This is a genomic window from Aromatoleum evansii, from assembly GCF_045689615.1.
GTDB lineage: Bacteria > Pseudomonadota > Gammaproteobacteria > Burkholderiales > Rhodocyclaceae > Aromatoleum > Aromatoleum evansii.
In genome coordinates this window covers 4,543,598-4,556,508 of sequence record NZ_CP141259.1, presented here as the reverse complement: position 1 = coordinate 4,556,508, position 12,911 = coordinate 4,543,598, and the positions used below count along the sequence as shown (strand labels likewise).

Here is a 12,911-nt window from a genome sequence, read left to right as displayed (position 1 = left end):
CGGTAGCGATGCGCTAAGCTATCCGGTGTCCGCATCGACGATGATTTCCATGGAGCGTCCCATTCCGCATCTCAGGCAGCGCCTTTCCGACCTGCAGCGCTGCGGTCGTGTGCGGCTCGACCGCGAGGAGATCGACGCGCTCGCCTATGCCCTCGACGGGGTGTCCGCTGCAAGCGTGGCGCTCTTCGGGTCCCGCACGCAAGCCGAGCGTCGCGGCGGCGATATCGATCTCCTGGTGCTCACCGAAGCGCCGGCCTTCGAGACATCGCGCCGCGTCGCCACGCGATTCTTCGAGCGCTGCGAGGAAAAGATCGATGTCGTCGTGCTCCCCCCCGACGGCGGGGTCCCCGAGCAACGCGCCTTCCTTGCATCAATCAACCGGGTGGATCTGGCATGAATGACGAAGTCCTGCTGCAGGGCGCCGGCCGCAAGCTGCCGGCTTCGCTCGACATCTTCTTCGCCTCGATCGATGCCTACATCGACTTCGATCCTGCCCGCGCCTACACGCCAAAGGAACTCGAGCCCTACGACGCGCTGAGCGACCGCTTCCTGCGTGCATTCGAGTCGAGCATCCGCTACTTCCGCACGCTGGAGGGTGTTCGCGAGGTCGCTCCCTCGGAATCTTTTCGCGACCTGCTGAATCGCAGGGAAAAGTATCGGGCGATCACCTCGACCGGGGCGTGGCTCGAGATGCGCGACACGCGCAATCGCATCGCCCACGAATACCTGCCCGAAGAGCAGGCCAAACTCTATCGCGCAATTGTCGGGCCTGCCGCAACCGAGCTACTCCACGTTCGGAGCACGATAGGTGGAGCCGCCGCGTAACGGTACGTAGGGCGGGAGGAGCCAAAGGCGTATCCCGCCGTGCGGCCCTTGGGCCGCTTCCGCCCCCTGGACTGCATGGTAGGGACCGTCGGGCCGAAAAGCGAAGCACCTTCCGCCGCATGTCGGGCGCAATCGAGCCCCATAACCCACGAGCATGATCCGCCGTCGGCACTAAAGCGATTCTCATCATCCGATAGCCCTGCCCGGATAACGTCCTGTAACGAAAGCGCCCCTCGGGCATGAGATAATCCGCGGACAAATTTCCCACGAACGGTCGTAACGCGTATGAAGATCCTCGTAACCGGCGCCGCCGGCTTCATCGGCATGCACACCAGCGAGGCGCTCCTCGCCCGCGGCGACGAAGTCGTCGGCCTCGACAACCTCAACGACTACTACGACCCGCAGCTCAAGCTCGACCGCCTCGCCCGCCTCACTCCGCACCCCGCCTTCCACTTCGTCAAACTCGACGTCGCCGACCGCGCCGCCATGGAGCGCCTCTTCGCCGAGGAAAAGTTCGACCGCGTCATCCACCTCGCCGCCCAGGCCGGCGTGCGCTACTCGCTGCAGAACCCGCACGCCTACGTCGACAGCAACCTCGTCGGCTTCATCAACATCCTCGAAGGCTGCCGCCACAACAGGGTGCGGCACCTCGTGTACGCCAGCAGCTCCAGCGTGTACGGCGGCAACGCCAAGATGCCCTTCTCCGAGCACGACAGCGTCGACCACCCCGTCAGCCTCTACGCCGCGACGAAGAAGGCCAACGAGCTGATGGCCCACACCTACAGCCACCTCTACGGCCTTCCGACCACCGGCCTGCGCTTCTTCACGGTGTACGGCCCTTGGGGGCGCCCCGACATGGCGCTCTTCCTCTTCACGAAAGCGATCCTCGAAGGCCGTCCGATCGACGTCTTCAATCACGGCAAGATGAAGCGCGACTTCACCTACATCGACGACATCGTCCAGGGTGTCATCCGTACCCTCGACCATGTTGCCGAACCCGATCCCGCCTTCAATCCTCTCCAGCCCGATCCCGGCCGCAGCGCCGCCCCCTACCGGGTCTTCAACATCGGCAACCACGACCCCGTAGAGCTCATGAGCTTCATCGAAGCCGTCGAAGATGCTGTTGGGGCGAAGGCGGAAAAGAACTTTCTGCCGATGCAGGACGGCGACGTGCCGGCGACGTACGCCGACACAGCGGAACTCAATGCCTGGACGGGATTTGCGCCGGCCACGAGCGTGCGCGAAGGCGTGGGGCGGTTCGTGGCATGGTACCGCCGGTACTACGGAATGTAACTGAATATTACTTTCGTTGAATGGCAGTTGGCCTTCCGCAGTGCAATAATTCAAACTTTTGCTCTCGGGTATCGCGCGTGCAAACGCGCGACCAACTCAGTTCTTGCCAAGTGCCCTTTTCAGGGATGGCAATGCTGAAAAATACTCATTTAGTGTAAATCAAATACTGACGCGGTAGAACATGATAACTCCTGTGATCCTCTCTGGCGGTTCGGGGACTCGGCTTTGGCCGTTGTCCCGTGAAATGCAACCCAAGCAGCTTCTCGCTCTGGCTGGCGATCGCACCATGCTGCAGGAAACCGCCTTACGTCTCGAGGGGTTCATGCAAGTTCAGGGTTCTGGTTCGACCATCGTGGTGTGCAACAACGAACATCGCTTCATGGCGGCCGAGCAACTTCGTTCGGTGGGTATTGCGGACTCGCGCATTGTGCTCGAGCCGGTGGGACGGAATACTGCGCCTGCGCTGACCCTAGCGGCGCTGGCCGCATCCAGGGCGGGTGACGAGGATCCGATCCTCCTCGTGATGCCCGCGGATCATGTCGTCATCGATCGCGATGCCTTTCAGTCTGCCGTCGCAAGCGGCCTTCCCGCGGCTGGCAATGGTGCAATCGTCACCTTCGGAATCGTCCCGGTGCGTCCCGAGACCGGGTATGGCTACATCCGCACCGGCGTTCGCCGTGACGATGGTGCCCTCAAATTGGTCGCCTTCGTCGAAAAACCGAACCTGGACCGTGCAGCCGAGTACGTCGCTTCGGGCGAGTATCTGTGGAATAGCGGTCTCTTCATGATGCGGGCCAGTGTCTGGCTGAGAGCGCTGGAGGCGCTGAATCCGTCCATGTCCGCTGCCTGCACGCAGGCCTTCGATGCAGCAGCCCAGGACGCCGACTTCCTGCGTATCGATCCGCAATCCTTTGCGGCCTGTCCGTCAGACTCCATCGACTATGCAGTGATGGAAAAGCTTGCGAGTCAGAAGAGTCTCGGTATCGACGGAGTGGTTGTCCCGATGTCTGCTGGCTGGTCGGACGTGGGGGCATGGGACGCTCTTTGGGATGTCATGGAGAAGGACGCAGCTGGAAATGCGCACTTCGGCGAAACCATCGCTGAAGGCTGCGAGGGGAGCTTGCTGTACGGTGGCGGGCGCCTCGTTGCCGGCGTCGGTCTTAAAGACGTCATCGTGGTGGAAACCCCCGACGCGGTCCTGGTTGCCGACAAGTCTTGCACTCAGGACGTCAAGAAGATCGTCACCCGCCTCAAGGCCGAAGGCCGTACGCTTGCCGACTCACATCGCAAGATCTATCGCCCTTGGGGCTGGTACGACTCGATCGACTTCGGCGACCGTTTCCAGGTCAAGCGCATCGTCGTGAATCCCGGCGCCAAGCTCAGCCTGCAGATGCACCACCACCGTGCCGAGCACTGGATCGTCGTCAAGGGCACGGCGGAAGTCACCAACGGGGAAAAGGTGTTTCTGCTGTCGGAAAACGAATCGACCTACATCCCGCTCGGTCATGTGCACCGCCTCGCAAACCCAGGCAAGGTGCCGCTCGAAATCATCGAGGTGCAGTCGGGTAGTTACCTCGGTGAGGACGACATCGTCCGCTTCGAAGACACCTACGGTCGTGCCCCGAACTGATGCGGACCCCCACGATGAGTGAAATTTGTTCCGATCCGACGCGTGCGCAGGTCGCCGTCAATTGCTTCAAGGCCTACGACATCCGCGGCAAGGTTCCCGATGAACTCAACGCCGACATCGCCTACCGTATTGGCCGCGCCCTCGTGGTCGAGCTGGGCGCCGGGACGATCGTCGTAGGCCGCGACATGCGCCTCGAAAGCCCGATGCTGGCCGAGGCGCTGACGTTGGGCCTCACCGAAGCGGGAGCCGACGTCATCGACATCGGCCTCTGCGGCACCGAAGAGGTCTATTTCGCCACCAGCCACGAGCGCGCCGACGGCGGCGTGATGGTCACCGCCAGCCACAACCCCAAGGGCTACAATGGCATGAAGCTGGTGCGCGAAGAATCGAAGCCCATCAGCGGTGATTCCGGCCTCGACGCCATCCGCGAGCGTGTCGCATCGGGCAACCTCGGCGCGGCCGCCGCGAAACCCGGCACCGTGCAGCGCAAGGCAGACAAATCTGCATACATTCAGCACCTGCTGAGTTACGTCGATGTCGCCGCGTTGAAGTCCTTCACGATCCTTGCCGACCCGGGCAACGGTGCGGCCGGCCCCGTCGTCGAGGAACTCGCCAGGCACCTGCCGTTCCGCTGGATCTTTATCAACCGCGAACCCAACGGCCACTTTCCCAACGGCGTCCCCAACCCCCTGCTGCCGGAAAATCGCGACCTCACGCGCAGGGAACTGCTCGCCAACCGGTGCGACTTTGGTCTCGCTTGGGATGGCGACTTCGATCGTTGCTTCTTCTTCGATGCCGAAGGGCGCTTCATCGAGGGCTACTACCTCGTCGGCCTGCTGGGCGAGATGATGCTCAAGCGTCACCCCGGCGCAAAGATCATCCACGACCCGCGGCTCACCTGGAACACGCAGGCGCAGGTTGCCGAGGCGGGCGGCATCGCCATCCAGTCCAAGACGGGCCACGCCTTTATCAAGGAGCGCATGCGCCTCGAAGATGCCATCTACGGCGGCGAGATGAGCGCCCACCACTACTTCCGCGATTTCGCCTATTGCGATAGCGGCATGATTCCGTGGCTCCTCGTGGCCGCGCTGATGTCCGAAACCGACAAGACGCTGGACCAACTCGTCGATGAACGCATCGCTGCGTTCCCTTGCAGCGGCGAGATCAACTACCGCGTCGAGAATATCCCCGCCGCGATCGACCGCGTCCGCGCGCACTTTGCGCCGCAGAGTCCTACGGTCGACACGACGGACGGCCTCAGCATGGAATTCGCGCACTGGCGCTTCAACCTGCGCGGGTCCAACACCGAACCGCTGCTGCGTCTCAACGTCGAGGCCCGCGGCGATGTCGGCGCCGTCCAGCGGCATGTCGCAGCGCTCGAAACCCTGATCCAGGGGGCGAATCGATGAGCGCAATGCTCAGAGCGCTATGGAACTACCGGGGTTTCATCCTCGGCAGCGTCAAGCGCGAGTTCCAGTCGAAATACCGCAACTCGCTGCTGGGCGCCTCATGGACCGTGCTCAACCCGCTGGCGATGATCCTCGTCTACACCGTGATCTTCGCCGAGGTCATGCGCGCCCGGCTCCCCGGTGTCGACAACGGTTTTGCCTACAGCATTTACCTGTGCGCAGGCCTTCTCACCTGGGGTCTGTTCGCCGAGATCATCGGACGCGGTCAGAACGTCTTTCTCGAGAACGCGAACCTCCTGAAGAAGCTCAGCTTCCCGCGCATGTGCCTGCCGGTGGTCATCATCCTGAGCGCACTGCTTAATTTCGCCATCGTCTTCGGCCTGTTCACCGTCTTCCTGCTGGTCTCCGGTAACTTTCCGGGCGATGCCTTCCTGGCGATGCTGCCCCTTCTGGCGATCCTCGTCCTGTTTGCGATCGGACTCGGGATTACGTTGGGCGTGCTCAACGTGTTTTTTCGCGACATCGGCCAGTTTTTCGGAATCTTCATCACCTTCTGGTTCTGGCTCACCCCCATCGTCTATCCCGTGGCGGTGCTGTCGGACGGAATTCGCGACGCCATGGTATGGAATCCGATGGCCGCGCTGATGGACGGCTTTCAGCAGATATTCATTGCCAACCGCTGGCCGCAGTGGGAAAACCTGTGGCCCATATTCCTGCTGGCGCTCCTTCTCTGCGTGACCGGGCTGGGGCTCTTCCGCCGCCATGTCGGTGAAATGGTGGACGAACTCTGATGGGTAGCATCTCCGTAAGCAATCTCGGCAAGGCATACAAGCAGTACCCCACACGCTGGTCCCGTCTGCTGGAATGGATCACCCCAGGCCACAAGCGGCACCACACCCTGCGGTGGGTGCTGCAGGACGTCTCCTTCTCGGTTGAACCGGGCGAGTCGGTGGGTATAGTCGGCGTGAATGGTGCGGGCAAGAGCACGCTGCTGAAGATGATCACTGGTACCACGCAACCCACCACCGGGAGCGTCCACGTCAACGGACGAGTCGCTGCGTTGCTCGAACTCGGCATGGGGTTTCATCCCGATTTCACGGGCAGGCAGAACGTGTTCATGGCCGGGCAACTGCAGGGGCTGACGGTGGATCAGTTGACCGAGCTGATGCCTGGGATAGAGCGGTTTGCCGATATCGGTGATTATATCGACCAGCCCGTTCGTACCTACTCAAGCGGCATGCAGGTCAGGTTGGCCTTTGCAGTAGCTACGGCGGTTCGGCCGGATATCCTTATCGTTGATGAAGCCCTTGCTGTTGGCGATATTTTCTTTCAGCAGAAGTGTTTTGAACGCATCCGATCGTATCGGGAACAAGGAACAACCCTTCTATTTGTGTCGCATTCGGCGGGCGCAATCTACGCTTTGTGTGACAGGGCATTGCTGTTGTCGGGCGGGCGGCTGGTGCTGAACGACTCCCCGCAAATCGTCATCGACCACTATAACGCTCTTACGACGACTGTTCGTCCAAGGCAAGAGGTGGCGCAGGAAATCGCGGAGGCGGACGAAGCCGATGTCGATGTGCCGCTTCTGCAGCCGGGTAACGACGACGTTCAGGCCGTCTGGCGCCATCCGGGCGTGCGGGTGCGCTCTATATCCATTTTGCATGAAATGGAAATCGTAAACGTAGTTACGTGCGGTGACCGTGTCACGTTAAGGGTCGATTTGGCCTTTGCACATGAATTTGACGATCCTCACGTTGGATTCCGCATTCACGACAACCGCGGTGAGCCCGTGTTCATGACCAATTCCTTGTGCATGAAGAGGACCATTGGCGCCGTCAAGCCCGGGGATCGTGTCACGGCAGATTTTGAATTCCAGGCCAATATCGCTCCCGGTGAATACACACTGACGGTCGGGATTGCGAACGGGGCTGTCGGGGATCGCGACTTCCGGGAGCAGTTGGCGAGGTTAATGCATATACGCGCCTTTACAGTAGCCTCTGACCCGACGGGCATCGTTTGGGGAGGTCATACATATGTGCACCCGATTTTTGGGGTTCACTACGCACGATCCGTTTGAAGTTGCTGAGGTCTAATGAAAGTAGTTGTCACAACGTCGTATTCCATTCTCTGCGTGGATCTGCAGACCGGGGAATATCGCCCAATGCATCGAGGTAGCGGGCTGTACTACGGGCTTGCGAATAGCGGCTCTGGGATCATGGTTGGTGCACGGAATCGCATGGTTTCATCCGAAGAGTTGTCGGCGGACGAACAAGGCACAATTCTTGTCCTGGACAAGGATTTCTCCGTATTGTCACGGATCCAGCCTCACGAGTTTGCATTGCGTGATATTCATGACATTGCATGGCGCGACGGTCGCCTGTGGGTGACCTGCTCCTACGACAACATGGTCGCGATATGGGACGGCTCCACTTGGGAACAGTGGTACCCGCTTGGAAAGACGGACGCCGAACCGTGGGATCGGAATCACTTTAATACCTTCTTCTTTGAAACGGAATCCGTGTGGCTGGTTGCACATAACAAAGGTCCGAGCGAAATGCTGCAGTTCAACAGACGTTCGCTGGAGCTCGAGTCGCGGATATTACTGGGTCATCAGGCGCACAACCTTTGGCGCGAAAACGGCGACCTCTATACCTGTTCATCGGCAGAAGGCGCGGTTGTAGGAACCGACGGACTCCGCGTTGAAACGGGGGGGTTTCCGCGTGGAGTTGCGTTCGGAAACGGATTTAGATGTGTAGGCGTGTCGGAGTTGGCCGAGCGTAAGGCGCGAGACCTCACGACCGCACGGATTATGGTCTTTGATGAAAATTGGAAGTCGGTTTCGGAGATTCGACTACCCGAGGAGGGATTGATTCTCGACATCAAGATGCTGGACGAACTGAGAGCCTGAGATGAGCGACAACGGTTTCTATCGCGCCTTTGAAGACCGGCATCGTGGTTCTCGCGACTCCATCATGGATCGACTTGAAGTTTATCTGCCGTTTGTTGAGCCTCTTCGGGTGGTTTATCCCGAGTCGGCCACCGTTGACCTTGGTTGCGGTCGCGGCGAGTGGCTCCAATTGATGATGCAAAAGGGGTTCGATGCCGTCGGCGTCGATATCGATGAGGGTATGCTGTCGGCGTGTTCCGGCCTAGGCTTGAAGACGGTCAAACAGGACGCGATCGCCTTCCTAAGAGCGCTCGCGGACGAGTCGCAGTGCGTCGTTTCTGGCTTTCATATCGTCGAGCACTTACCGTTTGCCGACCTCCAGGTCTTGGTCGAGGAGGCTCTGCGTGTGCTGAAACCCGGCGGGCTTTTGATACTTGAAACGCCGAACCCCGAGAATGTCGCTGTAGGGACGACAAACTTTTACCTTGATCCTACCCATCAGCGGCCGATACCTCCCCTTTTGCTTGAATTCCTGCCCGAACATTACGGCTTTGCGCGCATCAAAATACTGCGTCTTCAGGAGCAGGACGCGTTGGTCGGCAAGGAAAGCGTAGACCTGATTGACGTGTTCTGCGGTGCAAGCCCGGATTATTCGGTCGTGGCACAAAAGTCCGCAGCGCCGTCGATTATGGCCGTCTTCGACGAACCCTTTGCGCAATCGTACGGAATCGAACTCGGCCAACTGGCGAATCGGTTCGATGCAAAGTTGGATCGCCGGTTTGACGCGGTTGAACGACGGATCTCCGGCGCCGAAAAAACGGCGAATCAGGCGGAGCACGTGCTGGACAGGTTTGTCGTCCTCCACGAAAAGCTATTGGCAGAGGCGGTGCGCGCAGAACGAAACGGCGCGAAGACCGCATTGCTCGCCGAGCAACTGTGTGGCGCGAACCTTCGGCTCCGTGCGGTGGAGGGCGAGTTGGCAGCGGTTAGAGGCCGTGCGGCGCAGTTTGAAGCACGCGCGGTTGCTGCGGAAAACTTTGTCGGTGAGTTGGAGGTTCGTATAGAGGCGGCTGAGCAGCGGGCGGAGGACCTAGAGCGGCGCGCCGTTTCCGCGGAAAGTGAGGCTGCTGAGCAGGAGTACCGCGCGGGCCGGGCGTACGCCTTCATCGAGGATCTCGAGCTGCGCGTCGTGGAAGCTGAAACCAGAGCAGTGGGGCTGGAGGTGCATGCAGACGAGCGTCAATTCGGCGCCGGCGAAGGCGACTGCACGGAGCCTGCATGCGAGATCCAACTGAATGAGCTGAAGCGCAAAGTCGTGGCGGCCCTGATGCAGCTCCAGGAATTCGAACGCCGAGCCATCGCTGCCGAGACGAGGGTTGGCGAACTCGAATATCAGGTGTTTGAGGCCGAGGGCAAAGCGGAAGCGTTGGAGCGCCGCGCGGTGTTGGCCGACGAGAAGGCAGCGGCGGACGAAGGACGAATTGCGTTCTTGGAGAGTCGCCTGTTAGAGCTAACTGATCAGGCGACAGAGACCTCATCGCATATCGAAGAACTCCAATATCGCCTTGCCGATACGGAAGCTCAGGCAAGGCAGGTGGAGCTGCGGTGCATGGAACTGGAAGGTCTGGTTTCAGAGGCCGAACTCAGGGCCGGCGAGTTGGGGCAAAGGGCTGCCGTGGCCGAAGCGGAGGCAGGCGAGCAAGCGAAGCGTGCTGTTGGGGCTGAAGTACGCGCAACACAATTCGCGGATCGGGCTGCATCGGCTAATCTCAAGATCGAAGAATTGGAACGCCGTCTCTCAGCGGCCGAGACCGATGCGCGTAATGGCCGGTCTGAAGCCGATCGCTGGCACGAACGAATACTCTCAATTTATCAAAGCAGCTCTTGGCGGATCACTGCGCCAATGCGTGGCGTACGCAAAGTCGCGCGTGGCGACTTTACCCCAATACAGCGTATCGGCGGCGCTGCGAACGACGCAATTAAGGCCGTTCTGCGGCCGCCCGTACTGATGGTCGCGCGCTCGGTTATGAATCGCCCGTATCTACGCGTGCGGATGAGCAAAACGCTTCATCGCTACCCTACGCTGCGTCAGCATTTGGTCCTTTTTACGCGTAATGCCGGACTTTTAGCAGTCTCGGAACCCGTGGGTGAAGATCAAGAGGAATGTCCCTCTTCGCATCCTCCTGCTTCGCTGCTCATGAGCCGGAATCCTGACGTTGACCTTTCTAATCTGTCGGCTAAATCGCGACGTGCCTATCTCGACTTGCAGGCCGCGATCGAGCGCCGCAGCGGGAGTGAAATTTGATGCGAATCGTCATCGATATGCAGGGTGCTCAGACCGAGAGCCGGTATCGGGGGATAGGTCGTTATTCCCTCTCGCACGCACAGGCAATTGTGCGGAACCGCGGTGAGCACGAGGTCGTCCTGGTCCTGAACGGACAGTTCGTTGACACCATCGAACCCATTCGCGCAGCGTTTCACAACCTGCTGCCGCAAGAGAATATTCGAGTCTGGTATGCGCCGGGTCCCGTCCGGGGATGTGATCCAACTAATGCCGTACAAAGGGATGCAGCAGAGCTAATCCGCGAGGCGTTTCTCGCGAGTCTTCAACCCGACTTGATTCATCTTACGAGCTTGTTCGAGGGGTATGGCGACGACGCTGTTGTCAGCATTGGCATGTTCGACCAGAATACGCCCGTCAGCGTATCGCTTTACGATCTTATTCCTTTGATGAACGCGGAGCACTACTTGCGGCCAAACCCGCTTTATGAGGAATTCTATTTTCGAAAGCTCGAAAGCTTGAAACGGGCGTCATTGCTTCTGGCAATTTCAGAGTCGTCGAGAAAGGAAGGAGTCGACCATCTAGGGGTGTCGGAAGATCAAGTGATCAACGTTTCTACTGCCGCAGAATCGTGCTTCGAATCAGTCGAGATCAGTTGCGGAGAAGTACTGGCCCTGCGCGACAAGTTTCACTTGTTACGCCCATTTGTTCTATACACGGGGGGGGCAGACGAGCGGAAGAATCTCCCGCGACTCCTCGGTGCCTATGCAAGCCTGCCTCCTGATGTACGTGAGGCTCATCAGCTGGTGTTTGCAGGCAGAATGCCGCAAGGTGCCGTGGATCATCTCCGCAGCGAAGCACAGCGTGTCGGGCTGGGGACTGATGAGCTGGTCTTCACGGGTTATGTATCAGATGACGAACTGTTGAAGCTGTATAACCTATGCAAGGTCTTTGCGTTTCCATCGTGGCATGAGGGCTTCGGTCTTCCTGCGCTGGAGGCGATGGCCTGCGGCGCCGCGGTAATTGCAGCCGATACTTCCAGTCTTCCCGAGGTTGTTGGCTGTTCGGATGGTCTGTTCGATCCGTTTGATTCACAGGCGCTTTGCGGGAAATTGACGAGGGTGCTCGTAGATGAGGATTTCAGGGCGAGCCTCAAGAGTCACGGGCTCGTGCAGGCAAGTAAATTTACGTGGGATCGAAGTGCTCGCGAGACAATTGCTGCATTTGAGCATTTCCTGCACAAGAACGGAAAGAGCGCAGCCCATCCCGACTTTCACGCGCGTCAAAGCGATCTCGTCGATCGGATCGCAGAGTTTTGTGATGGCGGGATCCGGCAGCCGGAATTGGTCGAGTTCTCGAAGGCGATTTCGCGCATTTCGATGGGCGACGAGAAGCGACAACTATTTGTCGACATATCCGAACTCGCTCAGAGGGACGCGCGTACTGGAATTCAGCGGGTTACGCGGAGTATTCTGAAGGAATTGCTCGACAATCCGCCGCACGGGTTTTCAGTACAAGCCGTGTATGCGACGGTGGACGGCCAGGGTTACCGATACGCCAGAGCGTTTTGCAATCGCTTCCGAAATGATGCACAAACGTGCGAAGGTGATGATCCGATCGACTATCAGGCGGGTGATATTTTTCTTGGTCTTGATCTACAGCATCACGTCGTATGTGCACAGCAGACCTTCCTTGATGCGATTAGGAGAGACGGGGTACAGGTCGTGTTTGTCGTTTACGATCTGCTGCCAATTCTCATGCCCCACGTGTTTCCGCCGGGCGCGGATTCTGGGCACAAGGCTTGGCTTGGGGTGCTTGCAGGATTTGATGGTGCGCTTTGTATATCCCGCGCGGTTGCTATGGAACTTGACGTGTGGCTGAGGGAAAACGGTCCGCATCGGATGCGCCCGTTCGAGATCGGCTGGTTCCACTTAGGGGCTGACGTTGAGAGTTCCATCCCAACGTTAGGGCTGCCTGACGATGCCCCGCGGATCTTGGCAGAGTTGTCGGCTCGCCCGACCTTTCTCACCGTCGGTACGGTCGAACCGCGCAAAGGGCAAAGTCAGGCGCTTGCCGCGTTCGATCTGCTGTGGGCGGAAGGAATCGACGCCAACTTCGTCATAGTCGGGAAACAGGGCTGGATGGTCGAACGGTTGATCGAGAGAATCAGAGTTCATCCTGAGCTCGGAAAACGGCTTTATTGGCTAGAGGGGATCAGCGATGAATACCTGGAGCGAATTTATCAGTCGAGCACCTGTCTGATCGCCGCATCGGAAGGGGAGGGGTATGGCCTTCCGCTGATTGAAGCCGCTCAGCACAAACGCCCCATTATCGTTCGCGATATTCCGGTTTTCCGCGAAGTTGCAGGGACGCATGCGTACTACTTCAATGGCTCCACCGCTGAAGACTTGGCTGCGGCCGTTCGGGAGTGGTTGCGGCTTTACCATGCTGGGCGCCACCCCGTTTCCAATAATATGTTGCGGCTAACGTGGAAGGAAAGCGCGGAGCAGCTCAAGCGTGCGCTCCTAAGTCTGCGCTTGGGCGCAGAGCCAGTGGTTCAGGGAGTTGCACGTGTCTGAGGCTTCC

At 59.3% G+C, this 12,911-nt stretch carries 10 protein-coding genes; all 10 read left to right on the top strand.

Translation table 11 applies throughout. From position 1 onward, the window contains the following. Nucleotides 1-49 precede the first annotated feature (49 nt). The 10 genes from U5817_RS21330 to U5817_RS21285 all read left to right on the top strand — a co-directional run bounded on the left by U5817_RS21330 (nt 50) and on the right by U5817_RS21285 (nt 12,904). Entirely contained in the window at nt 50-397 is a 348-nt protein-coding gene (locus U5817_RS21330; protein WP_407278736.1) for a hypothetical protein, read from the top strand. Then, complete coding sequence (locus U5817_RS21325) at nt 394-825, top strand: hypothetical protein (protein WP_407278735.1); 432 nt, start codon at nt 394-396, stop codon at nt 823-825. The genes U5817_RS21330 and U5817_RS21325 overlap by 4 nt, the downstream gene beginning before the upstream one ends. Before the next feature lie 285 nt (nt 826-1,110). Further along, entirely contained in the window at nt 1,111-2,118 is a 1,008-nt protein-coding gene (locus U5817_RS21320) for an NAD-dependent epimerase (protein ID WP_407278734.1), read from the top strand. Between the two features lie 181 nt (nt 2,119-2,299). After that, nucleotides 2,300-3,748: a mannose-1-phosphate guanylyltransferase/mannose-6-phosphate isomerase gene (locus U5817_RS21315; protein WP_407278733.1), complete on the top strand. Its 1,449-nt coding sequence runs from the start codon at nt 2,300-2,302 to the stop codon at nt 3,746-3,748. Between the two features lie 14 nt (nt 3,749-3,762). Further along, the gene (locus tag U5817_RS21310) at nt 3,763-5,157 is read left to right on the top strand and encodes a phosphomannomutase (RefSeq protein WP_407278732.1); all 1,395 of its coding nucleotides are present in this window, start codon (nt 3,763-3,765) and stop codon (nt 5,155-5,157) included. Beyond that, nucleotides 5,154-5,948 (top strand): ABC transporter permease, encoded by a 795-nt coding sequence (locus tag U5817_RS21305; RefSeq protein ID WP_407278731.1) that lies wholly within the window; start codon nt 5,154-5,156, stop codon nt 5,946-5,948. The genes U5817_RS21310 and U5817_RS21305 overlap by 4 nt, the downstream gene beginning before the upstream one ends. Next, the gene (locus U5817_RS21300; RefSeq protein WP_407278730.1) at nt 5,948-7,234 is read left to right on the top strand and encodes an ABC transporter ATP-binding protein; all 1,287 of its coding nucleotides are present in this window, start codon (nt 5,948-5,950) and stop codon (nt 7,232-7,234) included. The genes U5817_RS21305 and U5817_RS21300 overlap by 1 nt, the downstream gene beginning before the upstream one ends. Before the next feature lie 159 nt (nt 7,235-7,393). Then, a complete protein-coding gene (locus U5817_RS21295) occupies nt 7,394-8,065 on the top strand; it encodes a hypothetical protein (protein WP_407278729.1) in 672 nt (223 codons plus the stop codon). 1 nt (nt 8,066) lies between these two features. Beyond that, nucleotides 8,067-10,349, top strand: coding sequence for a methyltransferase domain-containing protein (locus tag U5817_RS21290; protein WP_407278728.1), 2,283 nt, complete (start codon nt 8,067-8,069; stop codon nt 10,347-10,349). Further along, entirely contained in the window at nt 10,349-12,904 is a 2,556-nt protein-coding gene (locus U5817_RS21285; RefSeq protein ID WP_407278727.1) for a glycosyltransferase family 4 protein, read from the top strand. Before U5817_RS21290 ends, U5817_RS21285 begins: the two co-directional genes overlap by 1 nt. The last annotated feature ends 7 nt before the right edge of the window (nt 12,905-12,911 follow it).

Bases quoted from the DNA above. Each gene is read 5' to 3' on its own strand.
- U5817_RS21295 (WP_407278729.1), top strand. From the start codon at position 7,394: ATGGTTTCATCCGAAGAGTTGTCGGCGGACGAACAAGGCACAATTCTT.
- U5817_RS21305 (WP_407278731.1), top strand. From the start codon at position 5,154: ATGAGCGCAATGCTCAGAGCGCTATGGAACTACCGGGGTTTCATCCTC.
- U5817_RS21320 (WP_407278734.1), top strand. From the start codon at position 1,111: ATGAAGATCCTCGTAACCGGCGCCGCCGGCTTCATCGGCATGCACACC.
- U5817_RS21285 (WP_407278727.1), top strand. From the start codon at position 10,349: ATGCGAATCGTCATCGATATGCAGGGTGCTCAGACCGAGAGCCGGTAT.
- U5817_RS21315 (WP_407278733.1), top strand. From the start codon at position 2,300: ATGATAACTCCTGTGATCCTCTCTGGCGGTTCGGGGACTCGGCTTTGG.
- U5817_RS21325 (WP_407278735.1), top strand. From the start codon at position 394: ATGAATGACGAAGTCCTGCTGCAGGGCGCCGGCCGCAAGCTGCCGGCT.
- U5817_RS21330 (WP_407278736.1), top strand. From the start codon at position 50: ATGGAGCGTCCCATTCCGCATCTCAGGCAGCGCCTTTCCGACCTGCAG.
- U5817_RS21300 (WP_407278730.1), top strand. From the start codon at position 5,948: ATGGGTAGCATCTCCGTAAGCAATCTCGGCAAGGCATACAAGCAGTAC.
- U5817_RS21310 (WP_407278732.1), top strand. From the start codon at position 3,763: ATGAGTGAAATTTGTTCCGATCCGACGCGTGCGCAGGTCGCCGTCAAT.
- U5817_RS21290 (WP_407278728.1), top strand. From the start codon at position 8,067: ATGAGCGACAACGGTTTCTATCGCGCCTTTGAAGACCGGCATCGTGGT.